This window comes from Flavobacterium sp., from assembly GCF_052437795.1.
Classification (GTDB): domain Bacteria; phylum Bacteroidota; class Bacteroidia; order Flavobacteriales; family Flavobacteriaceae; genus Flavobacterium.
On the sequence record NZ_JBQVPA010000001.1, the window covers coordinates 1,058,406 to 1,083,012 of the forward strand.

Here is a 24,607-nt window from a genome sequence, read left to right on the forward strand (position 1 = left end):
ATATTTATCATCTTATAAACACATTGTCCCTTAGATAGGGCAATGTGTTTTTTTATTGATTATAATCAAGAAGTGATGTGTATATGAACATATAAAAACATTATATTATTTTACATAATATGCATTATATGTCAAAATATAAAAAATATTTAGCAGGCCGAAACCTGCTAGATCATTGTATTACAGATCATTTTTTGATGTCGCCCGTGTAAACGAACTTCTCACCTTGATATACCGTTACCTGAACAACACCTGTTTTAAGCATATGCATAACATATCCAAATACCTGATTGTTAGGAAAACGGATATAGTATGTACTTTCTGCCATTGTTGGCGCAGGTTTTTTCAGTTTAAAACGATATTCGCCATCAGGCATTATATGCAATGTGAATTTATCTGTTTCTGCAGCTGTGTACATTAGCTGGCCGCCTACATAATGCTCTGTAACTGTTTCAGGTAATGCCGGGAAATCTTTAAATGAATTTGATTTTTTCATTGTTGAATACAACTCAAATGTTTTGATCGATAATGGGACCTGCTTATCCTGGGCGGTCATATTCATTGCAAAGGCCATCAATAAGCAAACAAGTAACTTTTTCATTTTGGTAATTTTTTGATTATGGACGTAAATATAATAAGATTTTCATCTCTTATCCGGATAAGCCATAAATACAACAAAAAATATCAATTAGGTAATTTCCCGTTAAAATATTCAGCCGATATTTGCGTTAGATCACTTCAAACCAATCATCATTTGTATATGTCTGAAAACGTAAAGATCATCTCATCTAGAGTGCTTTCCGATAACTGGGGAAAGCTGAACAAAGTAAAATATGAAACGCAGCTTAAAGATGGCTCCTGGCAAACCCAGGAACGCGAAGTTTATAACCGTGGCAACGGAGCGGCGATCTTGCTATACAATAAAGCTAGGCAAACTGTAATACTTACAGAACAGTTTAGGTTACCAACATGGTTTAATGGTAATGCGGATGGCATGATGATCGAAGCACCTGCAGGTTTGCTGGACGAATATGACCCCGAAGAGTGCATTCGACGCGAAACTGAGGAAGAGACCGGCTACACAGTTACCGATATTAAACGTATTATGGAAGTGTATATGTCACCGGGATCGGTTACTGAGATACTCTATTTCTTTGTAGCAGCTTATTCGGACGCTATGAAAACCGGCGATGGCGGTGGCCTAGATAAAGAGCAGGAAAATATAGAAGTACTTGAATTGAACTTTGATAAAGCATTGAAAATGATTTATTCAGGTGAAATTAAAGATGCCAAAACCATCATGCTTTTACAGTATGCCCAAATTCATTCCCTATTAAATCCTTAGTACCTAACCACTGGTTGCTAAGGCCCTCAGCAACTTAGTTTAACATAACTTTACGACCCATTCTGTAGGTAATTGCTTATTTTTAAGTTTAAATACTTATCGAATGGATATTACCTTCAGCAACGACCCAAAACTCTATATACTACTTCCGTTTATCTATTTTGCATGGCAGGACGACCTTCTGGCCAACAAAGAGATGAAAATAATAACTGATCTAATTGACGGTCAGGAATGGCTTACCAAAGCCGAAAAAGAATTCCTGAAGTCAAAAATAAACACAGCCTCCCCTCCTGCCCGTTCGGAACTTTTTCATTGGAGGGAAAAGATCAATGCAGCGCTGGAAAATACTAAGCCTGCCAACCTTACCGAATTGGGTATACTCATCGCAAATCATGAAAGGGAAGCCATCAAAAGTGAAGACATTAGTTCTCTTGCCGGTGCCTTTGCAGGATTAGAGTCCGGATTGGGTATCATGAGCCGCGAGGTCATTGCGGGCTTTCGCCAAAACAGGGATACCGTCACTAATAAACACAGTACAACGGAAAGTTTCAGCGTTAGTAAAATGACCGCATTACTTGATGGGTCGCAGTCGGAAATAATAAATAAGGTAAAAGAGCTCATTGGGTCGGAAGATCTTGCGCTTGATATCCCAACAGATATCATGCAGTACAGGGAGAAGGTCCTGCAATGGTCGAAAATACTGGCTGATCACGGTCTTGGGTCATACGCCTATCCTAAAGCTCACGGAGGAAAAGATGACATACAGGGATATTTTTCCATCATGGAAACGCTAAGCTATCACGACCTGAGCCTAGTCATTAAGTTTGGTGTACAATTCGGGCTTTGGGGAATGAGCATTCTTTCTCTCGGTACTGAAAAACATTATAAAAAATACCTGAAGGCTGTAGGGAGTTTGGAGCTTCCGGGATGTTTTGCAATGACGGAGACCCATCACGGATCTAACGTAAAAGGCATTGAAACTACCGCTACCTACGATCATACCAACCGGACTTTTACCATTCATACACCCACCAAATATGCCCGTAAAGAATATATTGGCAACGCGGCCAACCATGGTGAAATGGCGACTGTATTTGCCAAATTGATGATCGACGGAAAAGATCATGGCGTGAACGCATTTATCGTACCTATCCGCAATAGGGATAAACAACCTGTGAACGGTGTTGTTATTGAAGACTGTGGCCATAAAATGGGACTGAACGGTGTAGACAATGGCATCATATATTTCGATAAAGTGGTCATACCCTATGAAAATATGCTCGACCGCTTTGCACAGGTGAATGAAGCAGGTGAATTTGAAACGCCGATCCCAAGTGATAACAGGCGTTTCTTTACAATGTTGGGGACACTTGTCGGCGGAAGGATCGGCATACCTCGGTCGGCTTTGGCGGCAGGTAAGACAGGATTGGCCATCGCTATAAAATATGGTGATAAGCGCAGGCAGTTCGGTCCTGAAGGCGCCAGTGAAGTACCTATCCTAAATTACCGCATGCACCAGCAGCGGCTAATGCCCTACCTTGCCAATGCCTATGCGTTACACTTTAGCTTACAATACCTTACCAAACGCTTTGTTAACCGCAAGGAAGATGAAATGCAGGAAATAGAGGCGCTGGCCGCCGGAATGAAAGCATATACTACATGGAACACGCGCGATGCTCTGCAGGAATGCCGGGAGGCCTGTGGTGGTAAAGGCTACCTTAGCGAGAACCGTATTGACGACCTGAAGAACGATACCGAGATATACACCACATTTGAAGGTGATAATACTGTATTAATGCAGCTTGTGGCCAAGAACAGGCTGGGTGAATTCCGTAAGGAGTTTGGCGAAATGAATGTCTCTTCAATTTTTAATTACGTGCTGGAACAGGCAAAAACCGCTGTCACCGAAAAGAACCCGTTCGCTACACGGAATACCGATGAAGCTCACCTGAAAAGTCGTGAATTCCATCTGAACGCTTTTAAATACAGGGAAAAAGAAATAGTAACATCGGCCGCGAGGCGCTTTAAAAGGCTGGTTGATGACGGATTGGATGCATTTGACGCAGCCAATGTGTTGCACCCACACATGATGCAGATAGCTGACTCGTACCTGGACCGCGTGATCCTGGAACAATTCCAGGCACAGCTTGATGTGGTACAGGACGAAGGCCTAAAAGAAGTTTTAGAAAGGCTATACCATCTCTTCGCACTCAACAAGATCAGCGAACATAAAGAATATTATCTCGAGCAGGGCTACATGGAAGGTAGCAAGACCAAAGCGATACGAAAGCTGGTAAGCCAGTTGTGCTGGGAAATACGGCAGGATGCGGTGCCTTTGGTCGATGCCTTTAACATCCCTGAGAGCTGCCTTGCACCGATCGTTACAAATAAAAAGGGCGAGGCGTAAATTTTAGCAGTTGGATAAGCTGGAACTTAATAATTATTTACAAATTCCCGCATTAACAAATAAATCCTACCTTTGCACTTATGAACAACAATGATATATTTAAAAAACTGCGCGTAGCCTTGCAGCTGCGTGACGACCAGATCGTAGAAATACTGGAATTGGTCGACTTCAGGATCAGCAAGGCTGAATTAGGGGCATTTTTCCGTAATGCCGACCATCCTAATTATATGGAATGCGGCGACCAGGTGCTGCGCAATTTCCTTAACGGATTGGTGATCCACCTGCGCGGAACAAAAGAAAATCCGACCAATGCGATGGATGTGCTTGAAAAGAATAAAACAGCCATAAAACAAAATACAGTAAAGGCAGCTCCCGAAAAAAAGGCTACTACAGAAAAAGAGAAGCCGAAAAGGCCACCGCTCAAAGGCCCGAAACAGCATAATAACAACAAGCCTAAAAAGGAACCGATCGTTGAAAAAGTAAAGTTCAATAACGGTAAAAACAAAAGATCCTGATCTTAGTTAGATCAGGATTTTTTGTTAGGTTGAATTTATATTATTGCTTTACTATTTTTTTGGAGGTTGAGTTCCCTTTGCTATCTGTGATCTTTATGATATAAGTCCCTTTTGCAAGGCCGCCCAGGTTTATGGTTTTCGAACCTTCAAGGCTTCCGCTCAGTAATACCTGCCCCACTACGTTGATAACACTATAACTGTCGAGGCTATCCCCGCTTTCTATATTTATTATGTCCGAAGATGGGTTAGGATATACTTTCAGCATCTTTTCATTGAGGTCTTTAACGCCCGCCACGGGCACGCCACATTCGGTCGCACCAAGCTTGGCAATGAAAAAATCGGAAAAGCCATCCATTATCGATGAAGAAGTTATGGTAGGGACACCATCATTTTCGTCAGTAAACAGTTGGTATTTTACAGATCCTCCTACAACATAGTTTCCGTCGTTATCCATTTTGATCGTGGAAACGGAATCATTATATCCTGGCGACCCCATAATGTGGTGCATGCCGGTCACTACGCCTGTCTCCTTATCAAACTTTACGACTATCGGGTCATTGCGGTGCCCGTTAGGCCTGTTGAGCTCAAATCCATTCCAGGATTCGTTGTTACCGTCCCCTCCAAGCAATATCTCGTTCTCACCAATACCTATGCAGATACCTTCGGTAAGTCCGGTAGGTGCTGCCTGTGTAGTAAACCCGCTGTTGGACTGGTACCATAAAACCTGGCCATTACTGTCCATTTTCATGATGTACTTTCGGTTACCTATACCTGTCATGTCGGGGATCGTATAACCGCCCCAGCTGTAAGCTAAATTTGGATACTCATCGACTCCCATCCTAAAATACCTTCCACAGATATAAATGTTCGATTCATCGTCAATTTGTATATCCCTCAGGAAATCGCTTCCAAGGACATCCGGTGTAGCGGTAAACTCCCTGCGCCACAGTTCTTCGCCATTTTCAGATAAAGCAAGCAAAACCATTGCTTCATTGAATGTTGTTCCGCCATAGCTAAAGTTGTCCATCCACGAATTTCCCCCGGGATAATATGCTTCGATAGTCCGGTGCCCTCCTATATAATATTGGTGGGCAACAGGATCATACCTGAATTTCATCATTGTAGAGTTAACCACACCATCAAAGTCCAAAGGCATGACATTTTCATAATTACCTTGAGCATCCATTTTTATAATGAAATATTTAAAATAATTTGCGCCTGACCCCGGTATATAATCGTATGTATCGGGTACTACTGCCTGTCCGTCAAGATGGCTGCCTTTAAGTAGGCCTACAAGTGCATGTATCGTACCATCACCTTCAACATGAATTGGTGATATGGTCCCAATAGATGTAAATATATTGACATCTCCCTGCAACATTTTTCGCCAAACCAGGCTGCCTGCTCCCTGAGTATATTTGGCTATAGCCAACCTTTTGTATCCGGGATGGTTTTCCAGCACATTTACATTAGGGGGCAAGGCAGGCAGATGATCGTCTTCGCTAAAGTGAGGCGGCTCAAAACTGATGGGGCCCTGGTTAGCATCATTATAAACATAAGCTGAAACATATACTCCCCCATTATCGTCGAGGGCAATATTGTATCCCTGATCATAATTCCCGCCACCTATTACACGGCTCCAGCGGTAGGTGCCATCGCACGTGGTCGACAGGAGTAAAATGTCAGCATAGCCATTGGCCGATTCGGTACTGTTGTAAACATCAAAAGGGATGCCATCATAATTGGTATTGTTAGCAGCTACCTGGGTTAGGAAATAATAATTGTTATCTGCATCTATGTCAATGTCTTTAATGTGCTCAGAAAAAGGGCTAAATTCGGGCACATACTCATTGTACGCGATCCTGCTTCCACCGCCACGTTTGGCCCATTGCCAGTCGAATTCCTGCGATACGGCATGCCCTGCCGAGAACAGCAGTGCCGAAATAAATAATTTTTTGATCATAGCTAAATTGGTTTTTTTTATAAACTTATAAAAAAAATCTGATAATTTAGCCTTGGATAAGATCCTTTGATGCGTTAAAATAATAAACATGCTTCAGTTCCATTCCATAGATCACCTTCAAGAAGGCACACCAGTACAACAGGATGCCTATACTATATTGGTATCAAATAAAATAATGGATATCCTTGCCCCTTTCTCCCCTATTCTTTCCGGGACTATTCCATTGAATATTCATATCGAAGGCAGCGACCTGGATATCCTCTGTTGTTTTAAAAATGAGGATGAGTTTGCCGGATCGATACAAGCTGCTTTTTCAAAACATGAAAATTACGATCTTCGAAAGAAGGAAATTGCGGGCAACCCTACGATCATCGCTAACTTTTTCGTGATTGGGTTCGAGATAGAGATCTTCGGGCAGGCGGTGCCGGTAACGCAACAAAACGGTTACCGCCACATGATCGCAGAACATAATATATTACAGGAAAAAGGCGAAGCATTCCGCAGTGAAGTTATCCGCCTGAAAAGATCGGGAATGAAGACAGAGCCTGCCTTTGCAAAACTGCTGGACCTGGAAGGCGATCCTTATATTTCGCTTTTGGAGTATCAAGTATGATGACCTGTACCCTTTACGCAAAATTTTATACATTTATTTAGATCACAATACGAAGGTAGAAGAAAGACGAATGAAAGTTACCCACATAAGAAATGGACAATTTACCGGATCCTCAGGTGGTTCTGGTAAAGAATGGAAAGTAGTAAGATGATGTCGTTAAATAAAAGCATCGGCCTTGCATACTGTGACATAAACTGGCACATACTTTGTACGAACGACCCCACTAATCACAAACCAACTAAAATGAGATCAAAATTATTTTCCCTACTCTTGCTTTTCTTACTTGCCTCCTGCTCTTCTGATGATGATAAAGCAATTGCTTCCGGCGACGGCTCGTTCGTTGAGTTCAGCCTTGACGGTGAGGATGTCGCCATTACAAAGAGAAATACTGACTTTATTGCCAATGAGAACTGCGATAGGATCTATGCTACCATTTCCCATATTTCAGATGACCAAACGTTACGCTTCAGGATGGAATTTGAACTGATGGGGACCGGGCATATTGACAATATCAGGTTTGTAGAATATTCTGACAACAACCGGAACTATAACACTGTCAACTTTCAGCCTGCAGAGACATTCAGCATCAATAACTTTAGTTATGACGCGGCTACGAAGCAATTGTATTTTGACTTCGATGGCGACCTCTACGACATCGACGATCAGGGCCAGAAAAAGCATATATCCGGTAAATTTCAATATTACTCTGCCAATTCAGTTGAATGTGGCTTTTTCCAACGCCATGTAACAGCAGATGACGGATCAATGCATTTTACACGATGGGTTGTGAATACTTCGGCTGACTGGGTACTTTATCAGTTTTATTCAGATAATGGATATTTGATGCGCATTTATTCGGATACCGATATAAGGAATGTGTCGCCCGGTACTTATGATCTTGCATCCGGCGACAATGTGCGCATAGAACTTTATAAATACATTGGTGAGACCAAAGCTACTCCATTACAGCCATTGTATTCCAATGAGTGGGAGTTTTATGACTGTACAGGGACAATAACCGTTAATTCCCAAAACCTTCAGCCATTCCCGCATACCACAGGAACATTCAGTTTCCAGGCAACTGATGCCAATGGGAACATTATTTTTGAAAACCTGTCCGGAACGTTTGAGATGTAATTGCCTCATGGCTGATACCCTTTTGTAATTAACTAATTACTAAATTTATTTGATGATCTTGAATGCATTGATCATTTAAACATTATACATATGCCATTCCCGTAGACATAAAATATATTGTTGAGACTGAGAAGGAACTGAACATTGGATTTCCTGAAAAATTCAGAGAAAAAATGATGCTTCTAAACGGTGGCGAAGTGGTTACCGAAAATGATGATTGGAACTTATTCCCTTTTTTTGATAAGTCGGATAAAAAAAGGATTAGCCGCACTTGCGATCACATTGCCCTTGAAACCCTTAATGCAAGGAAATGGGCTGGATTTCCTGAAAACGCCGTAGCTATAGCAGCAAATGGTTGTGGTGACCTGCTTATATTAAAGCCATCGATACATAATACAATGATCTTGGATGAAACGATCTTTATATGGTTTCACGAAACCGGTACTATTGAAGCCCTAGCCGATCCTTTTGATGAATTGGAGGAATAAATGCTTACAACCATTTCATAAAAAAATCCCTCTTGCGAGGGATCTTGATATTTATAAGGGATCTTTTCGCTCGATCGCGTTCCGATCAAAATGATGCGGAATGTCTATTTAGAAAACGAAGATCGGCCTTTCGCTCATCATGTCGTTTACTTCATCTGCGATCTGCTCAAGCGATCCTTCATTGGTGTGGTCAGCGATAACACGGTCAATGAAGTCAACTATCGTCTCCATGTCGGCTTCAACAAGGCCACGCGTAGTTACCGCTGCCGTACCCACACGGATACCTGAAGTTACGAATGGTGACTTATCGTCGAACGGGACCATATTCTTGTTTACCGTGATCTCGGCTTTTACCAAAGCGTTTTCAGCTTCCTTACCGGAAATTCCCTTGTTCCTAAGATCGATAAGCATCATGTGGTTATCTGTACCGCCGGAAATGATGTCATAACCACGGTTTACGAATGCTGCTGCCATTGCTTTGGCATTCTTCTGTACCTGCATGGCATAACGGAAGAACTCATCTGTCAGCGCCTCTCCGAACGCCACTGCCTTGGCAGCGATGATATGCTCCAACGGCCCACCCTGGTTCCCCGGGAATACCGAACCATCCATAAGTGACGACATCATGCGTATCTCACCTTTTGGTGTTTTTAATCCAAACGGGTTCTCAAAGTCCTTGCCCATCATGATCATGCCGCCACGTGGCCCGCGAAGGGTTTTGTGGGTAGTAGTCGTTACAATGTGGCAATGCGGGATAGGATCGTTCATAAGCCCTTTGGCTATCAGTCCGGCAGGGTGCGCGATGTCGGCCATCAAAAGTGCACCAACGCTGTCCGCAATTTCGCGGAAGCGCTTAAAATCCATATCACGAGAGTATGCCGATGCTCCCGCAATGATAAGCTGTGGCTTTTCCTTAGTGGCTATTTCCTGTATCTTGTCGTAGTTGAGGCGGCCTGTCTCCTTCTCCACCCCGTAGAACACAGGGTTATAAAGCTTGCCCGAAAAATTAACCGGCGAACCGTGCGTAAGGTGTCCGCCATGCGAAAGGTCGAAGCCCAATATCTTATCGCCAGGTTTTAATACTGCTGCAAAAACCGCTGTATTGGCCTGTGAGCCAGAATGTGGCTGTACGTTCACATAATCGGCACCGAAAAGCGCTTTTGCCCTGTCGATGGCGATCTGCTCAATAACATCCACTACCTCGCAGCCACCATAGTAGCGCCTGCCAGGGTAGCCCTCGGCATATTTGTTTGTCAGTATGGAACCTGCGGCTTCCAGTACCTGGTCGCTCACAAAATTTTCTGATGCAATTAGTTCAAGTCCGTGGATTTGCCTGTCCTGTTCTTCAAGGATCAGGTCGAAAATTTGTTCGTCGCGTTGCATTTTATAATTTTTCGTTAATTTGTCATCAAAAGTACAAAAAACGTTTGGTAAAACGACGGGGGAAACTATATTTGACAATTCAATAAAACAAATAAACAGAAACTCATAATATGCCGATAACAGCAAATGACCCATCACGCAGATCCTGGCTCAACGTACCGAAAGACAGCGATTTCCCTATACAAAACATCCCTTTTGGAGTATTCCTGACCAAAGATGACGTAGTAACCATCGGTACCCGCATTGGCGACCATGCCATCGACCTGGGTGCGCTACAACAGCTGAACTACTTTGAGGGCATCGAGCTGACCGACGACATGTTCATGCAGGACACGCTGAACGACTTCATATCCGACGGAAAGAAGACCTGGAGGCTGGTGCGCAACCGCATTGCAGAGCTGTTTGATGAAAATAACGACGAACTGAAAAACAACGAAGACCATAAAGCCGTGGTGATTTTCCATATCGATGATGTGGAAATGCAATTGCCGGTGCTTATTGGCGACTATACCGACTTTTACTCGAGCCGCGAGCACGCTACCAATGTAGGCATCATGTTCCGCGACCCGGAGAACGCACTGCTGCCCAATTGGCTGCACCTGCCCGTAGGCTACCACGGAAGGTCGTCAACAATTGTGCCGTCGGGCATACCGGTACACAGGCCAATGGGACAAACGCTTCCGAACGGTGAAACGCAGCCTGTATTCGGCCCATCGCGCCTGGTGGACTTTGAGCTGGAAATGGCTTTCATCACTACCGATGCCAATGTAATGGGCGAGTCGATACCGGTTGACGAAGCCGAGGAGCATATTTTCGGGATGGTGCTGTTCAACGACTGGAGCGCGCGCGATATACAAAAATGGGAATATGTACCCCTGGGGCCGTTCCTTGCCAAAAACTTTGCCTCGTCAATGTCGCCGTGGATCGTGACCATGGATGCCCTCGAGCCTTTCCGTGTTGAAGGACCTGCACAAACCGACCCGCAGCCGCTGGAATACCTGCAGCAAGAGGGCGCACACTCATTCGACATCAAGCTTCAGGTGGCCATCGAGCCGGAAGGCGGTGAAGAGACGGTGATATCAAATTCTAATTTTAAATACATGTACTGGAGCATGGCCCAGCAGCTGGCGCACCACACCGTAAACGGATGCCGCGTGAATAGCGGCGACCTGATGGGCAGCGGCACCATATCCGGCCCGACTCCTGACAGCTACGGCTCGATGCTGGAACTGACCTGGGGTGGTAAAAACCCCATAACCCTGAAAGACGGCACCGAACGCAAGTTCATCAACGACGGCGACAGCGTGATCATGCGCGGCTACTGTGAGAACGACGAAGTACGGATTGGTTTTGGCGAGGTATGCAGTAAGTTGCTGCCGCCTTATAAAAAATAATGAAAGCCCCGAAAGGGGCTTTTATATTGTTTGCTTGGAAATATGTTTTATATTAGATATATGAATAATCGTTAATATTATTGGTATTAGTACTATAGCAAAAAATGCACCAAAACATAAGCGACATATTTCTTATCCATATAGTTTCTTCAATATATCCTTGCCGTAAAATTCACAATAGTCCATTTTAGATGGCATAACCTCTGCACTCGACGCAGCTGCAACTTCTTCTGGCTTAAATCTAAAACATCCTAAATTATCTTTATAATGAGATAATAATTCGCTTCTAAAAATCTCAGGTGTTGCATTATTAACAGATGTATAATATTTTAGAATTTCAGTTTGCCACTCGAAATCTGTTGCTCTTTCCTTCCAACTCTCCAAATCAATTAATATTATCCCAGCCGAATTTAATATTGAAAGAATAAATGTTGCACAAGTGAGACCAATATCGCCTTTTGCATATACTAAAGTACCATCACCGTTGAATTTACTATTTGTATATTTAATTCCAAAATCAATTTTGCCATGCTTATCCTTAATTAATTCACACAGTGAAGGTATTTGTAATGCAATAGCATCAATTATTATGTCTCTATTATATTTAACGTAGATATAATCTTTATATCCTAAATCTCCAATCGTCACATGGTTTCGCACAGTTTGATTAAAAAAATCAATTGTGTTAATTCTTCCATTCCATTTATATAATATTGACGAATGCAAATATGCACCTTCAATCCCTACAGCTATTGCAAATATAAAATCATCATCATGATTAAGATTCTTAACTTCATCTAAGATCATTTACAATAAAGAATTAAACAGGGACTTATTTAATTTATCTTCCCCTAATTGCGCAACCGCTAGATCCTTAGCTTTGGCAAAAACAAATTTGCGATTAGACAGTTGATTTTTAAATGGAATTGTAGCTGTCAAAAAAGCCGTCAAAACAGCTAATGAAAAATCTAGTTTAGCGACGCTTTCTAAAACTGTATCGGATAATTTAATAGAATGGAAAGATAAAATATCTTGGAAGAGCCTATGTACCTCTTTAATTGAATCCTGCGTTTTATCAATCTTATCAAGCATTCTAATTTTCTGAATAAAACTATCGGTTACAACATAAATATTTAAACTTGTTGCAAAATTTAAATTTTGACCCTCAATTTCTATAAAATTTACTTTCGAATTTTGCACACAACTAATAGCACCAAATTTTAAAAGTATATCATGATTTCTAAAAAATTGAAATTCAGTTAAACTATCAGAAATAACAAATTTAGAAGAAACAAAAGACGTTTTTCTAAATGTAGAATGATCTATTAAATGATTACAAATTTGAAATGTATCAAACATTTTGTTCCCTCCAAAGCACTCAAAATCTGGAGATGTTTGATCTCCCAAATTAGGAATATGCAATATACAGTGCCTTACAGCAGTATTATTAGATATTTCGTTTATGTTATTATTAATTTCCGTTTTCATTACAAATATGCATAATCATTTTTTCAGCTTCTTCTTTATACAACTTATAATTTTCTAACACTTTTAAAATATTACTTCCTTGTTGAGATATCTCATTATAATTATTCCGATAATTAAAATCAAATAATATAGCCTTTTCGGGTTCCTTTCCATTTTCTGTGTAAACGATTGGGTGTGCATCTAACTTGAGTCTACATTCTAAAAAATTTTTGCTAGCATAAAACCCATAACTGTTATCATTTATATCATCGCTAAAATATTCATCTACGATTTTATTATTCGGATTATAAAAAAGATCTTTGGATAAAGAATTTATATTACCATCTTCTGTTTTCAAAAACCAATGAAAATTAATTCCAGATCCACTAACATTTAATGGAAAAACATCAAATATTTTTAATATAATATCACTTATCCCACTATCGCCTAAATAGTCATTATCAGCAGTTATAGAAAAATGTACCTCAGTCATCATTAAAGCAAATTTCTTTGTAATGACTTGTACAATATCTCCTTGAAATGATGATTTTTCTAAAATATCACTTTCATTAATTATATCATTTTTGTCAAAAAAGTACCTATCGAATAAATTTGGCTTAAAAATTCCAATTAAGGTAATATTTTCAATCTTCAGTTCTTTTGTCATCGTTTAATAAATCTGTTCAAATATAGTAATTATTTTATAACGTAATTATCTGTATAATGTTTCATTATGTAAGACGAGTAGTGATAAAAGTTTTGTGTAATAAATTTATAAATATCTATTTAGATAATTTATATATATATTATTTATTTTAACATTGAAATATAACTTATTAAAACTAAACTGCAAACAAATTACTTGCTTTTGGTATTGATCTAACAAATCCTCACCCCGTACCCCTCAAATTCTAAATAACACCCTCCATCCACGTATTTTTTCATGGCTAAAAAGGTAGCTTTGCTATTTTTACGCAAAAAAATGCAATAAAAAGATTGTTTTAGCGATACTATTACCTGCCCGACACCCGACTCTAAAAGCCAGATACTTTTGCGGGCTTTTTTTACTCAATGCCTGTTATCGCAATTAATGTAAAGGTCCTCTTCTGACGCTGATAAAAATGTAATGCCGGGACAGCCAAATGAAACGTATTCAAAACCGAAAACCACAGGGGGCTTGTTTTTAAATAGTTTTCCGGCAAATTGGTTTACTGATGGATATTCATGATCAATGTAATTCAACGGTGCCTGTATGGTCCCTTCGCTATCAACGAACATTTTGTCCAGTACAGGTTGGTTCGAGGCTGAATTATATACCAACAGCCATCGTGCATATATCCTTTCATCTACGATAATATCCTGCAGAAAGAACCGGTAGCCATCTGCATCAGCATTCCATACATCGCCCATAGTATATATCTTCCTATCATAATGATGGATCTTCTTTTCGTTTTCCGCGGTCATTTTAACGTTCGGGAAGTCTTTTGGAGGTATCTTTTTCCATAACAACTGCTTTATACCTCCTTTGGCAAATGGGTTTTCCTTGCCAATATATACCAGTGAATTACTGTAATATTCCCCCAGATCCTTTAAATATTTTCTATCTACTTTAAAACCTATCATGTACTCGTAAGCTTCGAACGGACCTTCATCAACAGAAGAATATATAGTCAGGCAGGCAAAGGCTTCTAACCGGCTTACCTTGAATGTTACCAGCTTATCTTTAAAGTGATCATATATGTAAACATTATCCGTTTCCTGAATTTTTGTTTTATGTAAAAGCTGCTTCCTGTATTTGCCATCAAGCTTAAATACCTGCAGATGGTTTTTTGAAGGTGGAATGGTAAGGGAGTCAGGATGCTCGCTGACATGATAATTATCTGAAAGCGAAATGAAGGCAAAGGAATCTTTCGCTTCGGTCTCATATGGGTCAATATCGTAAATATCCAGTTTTTGGGCATTAGTAAGCCACGAAGCCATTATGGTAAAAAACAGGCAAAAGTTTATTTTCTTCACAAGATTTGGTAATTATTTAAGAAGGGATAATGATACAAAATATAAAAATAGGTTGATAGTTCCGAATGAAAAATGATCAAAATGAAAAAGCCCCATATCTCTCGAAATGGGGCTTTTGAATTAGTATGATAAATTACCGTTTTATAAACTTCACATGAGCTCTGTTGGCCGAAGTAATAAAATACATTCCTGCGCTCAGCGAGGCTGTGTTCACTACATTCGTTCCCGGAACCAATGTTTGTATACCTACTGTCTTGCCAGTCATGTCGGTTATTACAATGTCAGCTGCATCATCTGTTTCAATAAACAATTGCTCTATTACAGGGTTAGGATATACTTTCCAGCCTTTATGTTCAAAAGTTTCGTTACCGAGATCCGTGATCGTTATACATTGCGATGTTGCCTGGCAACCATTATGCGTAACGATAACGGCATACGATCCATTAGCAGTAGCCGTGAACGAAGGTGCCGTCGCTCCATCTATTTGCTGGCCGTCGTTACAGTTGATCCATTGGTAGGAGGCTCCTGAAAGGGTTGCAGTGATCATAGCCCCTGTAACAGTAACGCCTGCATTTACATTGTTTACCGCTACCGTCATTGTTGCCGTTGAAGCGCACTGGCCTGGATTAGGCGTAAAAGTATACGTAGTCGTGGTATTGTTGTTTACCGCAGGGCTCCACGTACCGGTAATGCCATTGTTCGAAACCGTTGGCAAAGTGAACGAACCACCAGGGCATATTGCCGCGATCTGGGTAAATGACGGAGTTACGTTATTGTTTACCGAAACCGTCATCGTTGCCGTTGAAGCGCACTGGCCTGCATTAGGCGTAAAAGTATACGTAGTCGTGGTATTGTTGTTTACCGCAGGGCTCCACGTACCGGTAATGCCATTGTTCGAAACCGTTGGTAAAGTGAACGTGCCTCCCTGGCATATGGCCGGAACCTGGGTGAAAGTTGGTGTAACACCGTTAGTCACATTTACCGTCATAGTGGTGAAAACGGCACACTCTCCCGCATTGGGCATAAATACATATGTTGTAGTTGCTGTATTATTCACGGCAGGACTCCAGGTACCGTTGATCCCGTTATTTGAAGTTGTTGGCAATGTGAACGTGCCTCCCTGGCAAATCGGCGCGATCTGGGTAAATGTTGGTGTCACGTTATTGTTTACAACTACGGTCATAGAAGCGCTAATCGCACACTGACCTGCATTAGGCGTGAAGATATAGGTGGTCGTTGCCGCATTATTTATAGCAGGGCTCCACGTTCCGGTAATGCCATTGTTCGATGTTGCCGGCAGGGTAAATGACCCACCGGAACAAATAGCGGCAACTTGCGTGAATGCTGGTGTTGCATTGCTGTTTACCACAACGGTCATCATTGCAGTTGACGCACATTGGCCTGCTGTTGGCGTAAAGGTATAGGTTGTGGTAGCTGTATTATTAGCTGCCGGGCTCCATGTCCCAGTAATGCCATTGAGCGATGTGGATGGCAATGTAAAGTTACCGCCTGAACAGATGGCAGGTACCTGCGTAAATGTTGGAATGATGTTTCCATTAACAGTAACTGTCATCGTTGCAGCAGAAGCACATTGTCCTGCTATTGGCGTAAAAGTATATGTAGTAGTGGCGTTGTTATTTACCGCAGGGTTCCACGTACCTGTCACTCCATTAGTAGAAGTCGTTGGTAAAATGAATGATCCTCCAGGGCATATTGCTGCGATCTGTGTAAATAGCGGAGTTATGTTATTATTTACTGAAACAGTCATAGTAGCAGTAATTGCACATTGTCCTGCCGTTGGCGTAAAAGTATATGTAGTCGTGGCATTGTTATTTACTGCGGGGCTCCAAGTACCTGTCACTCCATTAGTAGAAGTCGTTGGCAAGGTGAATGATCCTCCAGGGCATATTGCCGCGATCTGTGTAAATGCCGGCACGACAGGAGTTGTTACATTTATTGCAATAGTGTTGCTTGTCGCAGTTATTACCGATGCACACGAAGCATTACTCGTCATTACAACAGAAACAACATTTCCGTTACCAAGGGTTGTAGTGGTAAAGGTCGGACTGTTCGTACCTACATTCGTGGTGCCCACTTTCCATTGGTACGAAGGTGTCGTGCCCCCGTTCGCTGCTACAGCAGTGAATGTAACACTTTGTCCCTGGCAGATCGATGTAGTTGAGGCGCCAATAGCGACCGACGGGGTACAGGCAGCCGGAGGCGGCCCCTGAAGGCAAATTCCGAAACTGCGGGTCTGTAGTGTTGATGAAGCATTAAATACGCGCACATAATATTCCTGGCCTATAATAAAGCTATTGCCTGTATAACTCTCGCTATAACCGTCCGGAAGGTCATTTTTACACGTAACAACAGTTCCGGTACAGCTTCCCTGGCGAATTTCGAGGCCATGGTTAAGATATTGTGCACCGTTAAGGGATACGCTCATTGTCGCTGCGGTTGCGGTAAATTTATACCATACATCCTGCGAGGCGCTTGTTCCACATGAAGGTGCGCCACCATCTAATAGTGTTCCGCTGAATGTCCCGGTAACATAGGTACAGGTTGCAGCAGGTGTAAGCTGTGTGGCATTAGCACAAAGGTCGTTCGCCTGATTTGGGAAATTTTGAACGCAAATACTGAAACTACGTGTAGTTAGTGTACCCGATGCGTTGAAAACCCTTATATAGTATTGTTGCCCAACGATAAAGTTGTTATTGAAATAACTCTCACTATACCCGTCAGCGTTATAGTCATTTTTACACGTAACCAAAGTACCGTTGCAGCCGCCCTGATAAATTTCAAAACCGGGGTTCAGGTACTGGGAACCATCTATATACACACTCATGGTAACATCGGTAGCTGTAAATTTATACCAAACGTCCTGTGAGGCACTTGTGGCGCATGAAGGAACTCCGCCATCCTTTAGCGTACCGCTGAAAGTGCCAGAGGTTAGGTTACACGTATTACTTGATGTAAGCTGTGTGGCATTGGCACAAAGGTCGTTCGCCTGATTTGGGAAATTTTGAACGCAAATACTGAAACTACGTGTAGTTAGTGTACCCGATGCGTTGAAAACCCTTATATAGTATTGTTGCCCAACGATAAAGTTGTTATTGAAATAACTCTCACTATACCCGTCAGCGTTATAGTCATTTTTACACGTAACCAAAGTACCGTTGCAGCCGCCCTGATAAATTTCAAAACCGGGGTTCAGGTACTGGGAACCATCTATATACACACTCATGGTAACATCGGTAGCTGTAAATTTATACCAAACGTCCTGTGAGGCACTTGTGGCGCATGAAGGAACTCCGCCATCCTTAAGGGAGCCGCTAAAAGTACCCGGCGTTAAGGTGCAGGTAACGTTACCGGGGGTAAGCAGCTGTGCGTTGGAACAAAGGTCGTTGGCAGGGGTTGGGAAATTTTGAACGCATATCGTGAAAGAAGCAGTGGTTAACTGTGCTGTTGCCGTAAAAACCCTAATGTAGTATTCCTGCCCGACAACAAAATTGTTGCTGAAGTAACTTTCGCCATAGCCTGCAAAGTAATCATTCCTGCATGCTACTATTGTGCTGTTGCATCCGCCCTGCCTGATCTCCAGTCCGTGGTTAAGGCCATTAACAGCATTTAAGTAGATGCCATTGGTAACATCGGTCGCGGTAAATTTGTACCATACATCCTGTATGGATTCGCTAGCGCAGGAGGGTGCCGCACCGGTTAGGGTTGCCCCACTAAATGTACCCGCTGTGTTGCTGCATGCGATCCCGGGCGTTAGCGCGATGGCGTTGCTGCAGTCATTGTTGGCATGTGAAGTAAAACTCCACAGAGAAAGAAAAAAGAGTAAAAGATTCCTCATCATCTTGATTGAATTATTTTATGTATCTGTAATATTGGCAAATGTATCGTAAGGGTGCGAAAAAGCCTTTAAACGTTGTTGCATATTCATGTACTAATGTTGCAACAGTGCTAAGAATCCTCATTTTTAAGGAATTGACTTGGGCTTTTACCAAAATGCTCTGTAAATGCTTTCGTGAAATAGGATTGGCTGTTGAACCCGCATTGGTACGCTATTTCCGAAATATTACCGTCGTTGGCCAACAACAGGTCCTTTGCTTTTTCAAGCCGCACCATGCGTATGAAGTTGGTAGTAGAGAATCCTGTCAGAGCCGCAAGCTTCCTGTGCAGCTGGCTTCGGCTCACGGCCATATCAGATGACAGTTCGTTAACTGAATATTCGGCATCATCAATGTTTTTTATAATGCTTTCGATCACTTTATTTATATAAGCGTTGTCACTTTTTATCCGCTCCTCAAATGTCTTTGCCGAATTTATTGCCGATCGGTATAGCTGCCTGTTGCGCTGCACCGTGGTAAAAAGATTGTTTACGGTCAGCTTAAGCTCATCGGGCGAAAAAGGTTTGGAAATATACGCATCGGCACCGTAGCCAAGGCCTTGTAGGCGGCTTTCCAGAGATGCTTTCGCTGAAAAAAGAACGAACGGAAGGTGGCTTGATAATTCATCCGAACGGATATCCCTCAATAGCCCGATACCGTCCTTTTCGGGCATCATAATATCGGAAAGTATAATGTCAGGCATATTTTCGCGAATTATTTCTATGGCATCCTGCCCGTTTTTGGCATGTATTATCCTGAAATTATCCTGTAGTACCGAAATGGTGAAGGCAGCCGTATCAGCATCATCTTCCGCAAGCAGTAGTGTCGGTGGTTCGCTATCGCCATATACAGCCTCCGGGGTATTTTGAAGTTGCTTTACCGGCAATGTGATCGTGAACGCTGTTCCCGCAGCTGTGCTTTGCATTTGTATACTTCCCTGTGCCAGCGCTGTCAACTCTTTTACTAACGAGAGGCCGATACCCGTACCATTCGTTCCCGACGAATATTTTCCCCTGAAGAACCTCCGGAACACTTTTTTCTGTTCTGTTTCGGGTATGCCGGGGCCATTGTCTTTTACTTCAATGGTAAGCTCATCCTGCCCTACCCGCGAACTTACCTTCACCTCACTGCCTGCCGGACTATATTTTATAGCATTGCCAATGAGGTTTGACATTATTTTCTCCAAAGCATTCGACGGGAAAGAGTAATATCCATCTATATCATTTTTATCGCTGATGATACTTTTACCACCAGCTGCTGCCTCGCTGGCAAAGCCATCAATAATGTCATCGATGAAATCGCCGATATTGCCCGTCGTATGATCCAGCCTGAAACTTCCCTTACCCAGCTTTGAAGCATCCAGCAACTCATTAACCAAACGCATAAGCCTTTTGGAATTTCGCTCAACAAGTACCAACTGTTCGGTATTTTTCAATCCGGGATCATTTTTCATCAGTTGTATCGGCCCGTCTATAAGTGTAAGCGGGGTCCTTATCTCGTGGAAGATGTTCTCGAACATCTTTAGTTTTTCCTGTTCAAATTCCTGCGTGATCTTCCTGCGTTGTATGACCAGGTACATTACGAACCCTGCAATAATTATTACCAGTATGGCACCAAAAAGTACTAGGTTACGCTGGTTCCTTCCGCGCTCTATTTCCTGCTTGTTCAGCTGGATCTCTTTTCCCTTTTTTTCGCTTTGGTAACGAATTTCCAATTCATCCACCTCTTTTTGCTTTTCTACAGAGAACAAGCGCTGGCGTGCCTCATTTTCAAGCTTTTTATAGTAGTAGGCATTCCTGAGATCACCCATGGCTTCATAAGCCAGGCCGATGCGGTCATACAGCGCAGGCTTGAACTGGTCTTCCGGGCGCAGGTCATTTGCAGCTATTGCTTTCTTCATGAACATTATGGCCTGCTGGTAGTTTTTTCGTTCCAAATGATGATCGCCCATATTTTGGCAGGCCGTCATCATGTTAAGGAGATCTTTGTTCTTAGTGGCAAGATCAAGGCTCTTTTGGTAATAATACATACAGGAATCGGGCTTAACGACCTGATAGGCTGCGCCAAGTGAGTTATAGACAGTCGCCAGATACTGCGGCTGTTTGTTCTGCAAAAGTGTTTTCTCCGCATCTTTAAGCGTTGCTACTGCTTCATTGTATGACTGTGTGGAAATTTGCAATACGGCCAGGTTCGTACTGATCAACGCATAGTACTGATAGTCGTTCGCCTCTTTTTTAGCCTGTGCGGCAAGTTTAAGGTATTCTCCCGCTTTTTTGGGGTTATTCTGGTAAAAATAGCAAACCCCTATACCATTATATATGGTGCCTGCCAGCGACTTTTCATTATGTTTTTCGGCAAGGCCCAACCCTTTCAGGTAAAAGAAAATGGCCTCTTTCATCTTATTTTGCTTTTGGTACGCCTCCCCTATTTTGGCATACGAACGGATGACGATCTTGTGGCCGTTTTCACCGTTAGCGATGGCGATGGCTTTATTGGAATAATATATCGTAGAGTCCGGATCTTGCGTCAGGTAGTAGCCGGCCAGTTCTACGCTAAGTTCCGCCTTCCTTAGCCCATCGGCATTTTTTATCAGCTTTTGGAGCGAATCGGCGGTACCCTGTCCCCAAACCTGCATCGGCATGTAAAAGGAAGCTATAGTTATTAAAAGTGCTGTAAAATATTTTTTCGTGCTGGCAGAGTAATTTGCTTTGGAAGTTATTCCAAAAGCGGCATTTCTTATTGTCATTCCGGTCGGGATCATTTTTGCAAATATATAACAAGTGGGGAATGTATTGTTATATAGGCATAAAACAAAAAACTCCCCAGTTTCCTGAGGAGTTTTGAAGTAGTGGGCGATGAGGGATTCGAACCCCCGACCCTCTCGGTGTAAACGAGATGCTCTGAACCAACTGAGCTAATCGCCCCAATATGTTTCGCAATTTGTCACTGTGGTCAGTTCCGTATTGCGAGTGCAAATATACGCTAAGGATTTGTATTTGCAAGGATTTTGATAAAAAAATCACTCTTTTTTTACGGCCTTCAAAATGGCCTTATCGCTAAAGTTGACCACCTCAAGTACAATCGGCTGTTCCTTAGCCGTTTTCCCTTCTATCACATAAAGCTTGCCTCCGCCCGGGTTGGGCTTGTTGCTTTTGGAAAAATCGACATCACCATACTGCAGGCTCATTTTTACGTCGTCTATCGTTACCCACTTCTCGTTCAGCGTTGCCTCGGCTTCTTTAGAAATGTTCAGGCCTTTAGCACGGATATCCTTTAGCACCCTGCAATTAGGCAGGTAGCAAAACTCAGTGCGCTTTTCTTTAAAGAGGAATACAAGGAATACTCCCCCTATGAGAACGCCTAACAGGTAGTAGGCCAGTCGGTGTGCAAATTTCATTTATACAGTATTATAACTTAATCTTTCAGTTTACGGCGCTTTCTTTCGGCGCTTATCAGGTTGAGCTCACGGCTGGTTTGCCCGGCTACAGATGTATTTTCTTCAGCCCTGCGTATCAGGTACGGCATAACGTCGCGCACCGGGCCGAACGGCAGGTACTTCGCTACATTATATCCATGTGCCGCAAGGTTAAAGCTGATGTTATCACTCATGCCATACAGCTGCCCGAACCAAACGCGGTCGTCATTTTTGGCAATGCCGGACTGCTTCATCAGTTCCATCACGAGGTATGAACTTGCCTCATTGTGCGTGCCTGCAAATATCGCCATTTTATCAAGGTGTTCCATCATGTATTTGATGGCATTGTTGTAATTCGCGTCGGTAGCTTCTTTAGAAGCACATATCGGTGTTGGGTACCCTTTCTCTTCGGCACGTTTATGTTCCTTTTCCATATAGGCGCCGCGAACCACTTTCATCCCAATGTGAAAGCCTTCTTTCTTCGCCTCATCGTGAAGCTTTTTTAGGTAATCGAGCCTGTCATGGCGGTACATCTGCAGTGTGTTGAATACAATGGCCTTATCCTTATTATATTTGAGCATCATATCGGCCACAAGGTTATCGGCGGCATCCTGCATCCAGCTCTCCTCTGCATCGATGAGTAGTGCAACATCATTGGCGTGCGCCGTTTTGCACACGATCTCAAAGCGCTCCGTTACCCTCGCCCATTCGGCTTTTTCGTCAGCGGTAAACTCCTGCCCTTCACCCAGTTTCACCCACAGGTCGAACCTTCCGAACCCGGTAGGCTTGAATACGGCAAAAGATATCGCTTTGTTATTTTTTGAGAATTCAATGGTCTTCAGCGTCACGGCCAAAGCTTTATCAAACTCGGCCTCAGCTTCTTTTGCTTCAACAGAATAATCCAATATCGAGGACACGCCTTTGGTGTACATCCTTTTAACAACAGGCAGGCAATCCTCTTCGGTGGTGCCCCCGCAAAAATGGTCAAATACAGTGGCACGGATCAATCCTTCGACAGGCAGCCTGAGCTTAAGCGCGAAGTTGGTCATTGCGGTACCCACCTTTACCAATGGCCTCGAAGCGATCATCCTGAAAAGAAAATACGCCCTGTTGAGCTCCGCATTGCTTTTTAGTGAGAACGCGCCGGTTGTATCATCGAAGATTTTTTCCATTGTCTTAAAAAATTTGTGCAAATATAAATACTGTGCAATAATTAATGCTATAAAATACTTTATTTTGCTTTTTCAATAAAACATCACATGAACCCGATAGAAGCCGGCAACTACACCATATACTTTAATGAGGACTGCTATGATCATTTGCAGAAGATCTTGGCTATTGGCGGTTATACCGGTATCTTTATACTGGCCGACACCAATACCTCTCAGTATTGCCTGCCCAATTTCCTGGCACAGCTGGCTACCGAACTGCCTATCGAGATCATTGAAATAGAAGCGGGAGAACCCAACAAATCGTTGGAGACCTGTACAGAAGTATGGCACGCGCTGACCGACCTCGGGGCCGAACGCAAAAGCCTTATCATTAATATAGGCGGAGGCGTGGTTACCGACCTTGGCGGGTTCGTAGCCTCGACATTTAAAAGGGGCATTGACTTCATTAATATACCTACCTCCCTACTGGCGATGGTAGACGCATCTGTTGGCGGAAAAACGGGCGTCGACCTTGGTGTACTGAAAAACCAGATAGGCGTGATCAATAACCCTGTTGCGGTACTTATCGATACTAATTTCCTTACTACACTTCCGCAGATGGAAATGCGCTCCGGACTGGCCGAAATGCTCAAGCATGGGCTCATTGCCGACAAAACCTATTGGGATAATTTTTCCGACCTGGGCAATATGACCACCGATGACCTGGGGGCGCTGATACATTGGTCTGTAGAAATAAAGAATAACATTGTTGAACAGGACCCCAACGAAAAAGGCCTGCGCAAGCTGCTCAACTTTGGGCATACGCTGGGACACGCAATAGAATCGCACTTTTTAAACAGCGCCACTCCCCAGCTCCACGGCGAAGCTGTTGCTGCAGGCATGGTACTGGAAAGCTATATTGCCATGGCCAAAGGGCTTTTGGTAGAAGAGGAATACGATGAGATAAGATCGGTGATACTTTCAATTTTCGGGACCGTAAGTTTTACCGCAAAGGATGTTGAGGACATCATCGGCTTGCTGGTGCACGATAAAAAGAATGAGGGGGGCAGGGTACTGTTCGTATTGCCTGATGGCATAGGAAGTGCGGTTATTAACAAGAAAGCTGAGAACATATTGATAATCAAAGCGTTTGAAGACTATCAAAAGTAACAATTTTTTAAGAGATTTGTTTTTAAATACGGATTATTATTTTTTACATTTGCCCTGATGAAATTAAATAAAAACATCTTTTCCTTCGCCGGTTTTGCCCGAAAATCCAAGGTTTTGCAAGGCATATGCAATATAACGTTTTCGTTAAAGGACGTTGCCGGGGCTGAGATATTCAACAGCATACCCAACCACAGGGAAAAGCTCCAGATAATATACGCCAATCTAAGGGTTTGAAAAGGGTTATAATTTA

The 24,607-nt window shown here is 42.7% G+C and carries 20 protein-coding genes and 1 tRNA gene; 9 read left to right on the plus strand and 12 right to left on the minus strand.

Annotated features, from left to right (window positions below):
• Positions 1 to 187: 187 nt before the first annotated feature.
• Positions 188 to 601: a hypothetical protein gene (locus tag ACT6R0_RS05155; RefSeq protein WP_444651930.1), complete on the minus strand. Its 414-nt coding sequence runs from the start codon at positions 599 to 601 to the stop codon at positions 188 to 190.
• Between the two features lie 159 nt (positions 602 to 760).
• On the opposite strand from ACT6R0_RS05155, the gene nudK reads away from it, so the two are divergent.
• The 3 genes from nudK to ACT6R0_RS05170 all read left to right on the plus strand — a co-directional run bounded on the left by nudK (position 761) and on the right by ACT6R0_RS05170 (position 4,267).
• Positions 761 to 1,345, plus strand: coding sequence for a GDP-mannose pyrophosphatase NudK (gene nudK / locus ACT6R0_RS05160; protein WP_444651932.1), 585 nt, complete (start codon positions 761 to 763; stop codon positions 1,343 to 1,345).
• 103 nt (positions 1,346 to 1,448) lie between these two features.
• A complete protein-coding gene (locus tag ACT6R0_RS05165; RefSeq protein WP_444651934.1) occupies positions 1,449 to 3,752 on the plus strand; it encodes an acyl-CoA dehydrogenase family protein in 2,304 nt (767 codons plus the stop codon).
• Between the two features lie 80 nt (positions 3,753 to 3,832).
• Positions 3,833 to 4,267: a DUF1456 family protein gene (locus ACT6R0_RS05170; RefSeq protein WP_444651936.1), complete on the plus strand. Its 435-nt coding sequence runs from the start codon at positions 3,833 to 3,835 to the stop codon at positions 4,265 to 4,267.
• A 40-nt stretch (positions 4,268 to 4,307) separates the two neighbouring features.
• Here ACT6R0_RS05170 and ACT6R0_RS05175 read toward each other — a convergent pair whose 3' ends face one another.
• On the minus strand, positions 4,308 to 6,230 hold the full coding sequence (locus ACT6R0_RS05175; protein WP_444651938.1) for a T9SS type A sorting domain-containing protein: 1,923 nt from the start codon (positions 6,228 to 6,230) through the stop codon (positions 4,308 to 4,310).
• A gap of 88 nt (positions 6,231 to 6,318) precedes the next feature.
• Between ACT6R0_RS05175 and ACT6R0_RS05180 the strand changes: the two genes are divergently transcribed.
• From ACT6R0_RS05180 to ACT6R0_RS05190, 3 genes are all read left to right on the plus strand, one after another.
• Positions 6,319 to 6,843, plus strand: coding sequence for a DUF4269 domain-containing protein (locus ACT6R0_RS05180; RefSeq protein WP_444651939.1), 525 nt, complete (start codon positions 6,319 to 6,321; stop codon positions 6,841 to 6,843).
• Between the two features lie 243 nt (positions 6,844 to 7,086).
• Entirely contained in the window at positions 7,087 to 7,980 is an 894-nt protein-coding gene (locus ACT6R0_RS05185) for a hypothetical protein (protein ID WP_444651941.1), read from the plus strand.
• 107 nt (positions 7,981 to 8,087) lie between these two features.
• The gene (locus ACT6R0_RS05190; protein WP_444652315.1) at positions 8,088 to 8,468 is read left to right on the plus strand and encodes an SMI1/KNR4 family protein; all 381 of its coding nucleotides are present in this window, start codon (positions 8,088 to 8,090) and stop codon (positions 8,466 to 8,468) included.
• A 108-nt stretch (positions 8,469 to 8,576) separates the two neighbouring features.
• Here the strand turns inward: ACT6R0_RS05190 and glyA are convergent, their stop codons facing one another.
• On the minus strand, positions 8,577 to 9,851 hold the full coding sequence (gene glyA / locus ACT6R0_RS05195) for a serine hydroxymethyltransferase (protein ID WP_444651943.1): 1,275 nt from the start codon (positions 9,849 to 9,851) through the stop codon (positions 8,577 to 8,579).
• A gap of 110 nt (positions 9,852 to 9,961) precedes the next feature.
• Here glyA and fahA point away from each other — a divergent pair, with 110 nt between their 5' ends.
• Complete coding sequence (fahA, locus tag ACT6R0_RS05200) at positions 9,962 to 11,245, plus strand: fumarylacetoacetase (protein WP_444651945.1); 1,284 nt, start codon at positions 9,962 to 9,964, stop codon at positions 11,243 to 11,245.
• A gap of 132 nt (positions 11,246 to 11,377) precedes the next feature.
• On the opposite strand, the gene ACT6R0_RS05205 is transcribed toward fahA, so the two are convergent.
• The 9 genes from ACT6R0_RS05205 to ACT6R0_RS05245 form a co-directional block, all read right to left on the minus strand.
• Positions 11,378 to 12,052, minus strand: coding sequence for a hypothetical protein (locus tag ACT6R0_RS05205; protein WP_444651947.1), 675 nt, complete (start codon positions 12,050 to 12,052; stop codon positions 11,378 to 11,380).
• Positions 12,053 to 12,733, minus strand: coding sequence for a hypothetical protein (locus tag ACT6R0_RS05210; RefSeq protein WP_444651948.1), 681 nt, complete (start codon positions 12,731 to 12,733; stop codon positions 12,053 to 12,055).
• Complete coding sequence (locus ACT6R0_RS05215; RefSeq protein ID WP_444651949.1) at positions 12,717 to 13,379, minus strand: hypothetical protein; 663 nt, start codon at positions 13,377 to 13,379, stop codon at positions 12,717 to 12,719. Before ACT6R0_RS05215 ends, ACT6R0_RS05210 begins: the two co-directional genes overlap by 17 nt.
• A gap of 401 nt (positions 13,380 to 13,780) precedes the next feature.
• Positions 13,781 to 14,728: an oxidoreductase gene (locus tag ACT6R0_RS05220; protein WP_444651950.1), complete on the minus strand. Its 948-nt coding sequence runs from the start codon at positions 14,726 to 14,728 to the stop codon at positions 13,781 to 13,783.
• 133 nt (positions 14,729 to 14,861) lie between these two features.
• A complete protein-coding gene (locus ACT6R0_RS05225) occupies positions 14,862 to 18,587 on the minus strand; it encodes a T9SS type A sorting domain-containing protein (protein ID WP_444667366.1) in 3,726 nt (1,241 codons plus the stop codon).
• A gap of 107 nt (positions 18,588 to 18,694) precedes the next feature.
• Positions 18,695 to 21,367 (minus strand): hybrid sensor histidine kinase/response regulator transcription factor, encoded by a 2,673-nt coding sequence (locus ACT6R0_RS05230; RefSeq protein ID WP_444651955.1) that lies wholly within the window; start codon positions 21,365 to 21,367, stop codon positions 18,695 to 18,697.
• Between the two features lie 103 nt (positions 21,368 to 21,470).
• Positions 21,471 to 21,545: transfer RNA gene (locus ACT6R0_RS05235), tRNA-Val, on the minus strand.
• Positions 21,546 to 21,640: 95 nt separating this feature from the next.
• Positions 21,641 to 22,018: a DUF4258 domain-containing protein gene (locus tag ACT6R0_RS05240; protein ID WP_444651957.1), complete on the minus strand. Its 378-nt coding sequence runs from the start codon at positions 22,016 to 22,018 to the stop codon at positions 21,641 to 21,643.
• Positions 22,019 to 22,035: 17 nt separating this feature from the next.
• Positions 22,036 to 23,208, minus strand: a complete 1,173-nt coding sequence (locus ACT6R0_RS05245; protein ID WP_444651959.1) for a proline dehydrogenase family protein — start codon at positions 23,206 to 23,208, stop codon at positions 22,036 to 22,038.
• An 87-nt stretch (positions 23,209 to 23,295) separates the two neighbouring features.
• On the opposite strand from ACT6R0_RS05245, the gene aroB reads away from it, so the two are divergent.
• Complete coding sequence (aroB, locus tag ACT6R0_RS05250; RefSeq protein WP_444651960.1) at positions 23,296 to 24,357, plus strand: 3-dehydroquinate synthase; 1,062 nt, start codon at positions 23,296 to 23,298, stop codon at positions 24,355 to 24,357.
• A 57-nt stretch (positions 24,358 to 24,414) separates the two neighbouring features.
• Entirely contained in the window at positions 24,415 to 24,591 is a 177-nt protein-coding gene (locus ACT6R0_RS05255) for a hypothetical protein (RefSeq protein ID WP_444656378.1), read from the plus strand.
• The last annotated feature ends 16 nt before the right edge of the window (positions 24,592 to 24,607 follow it).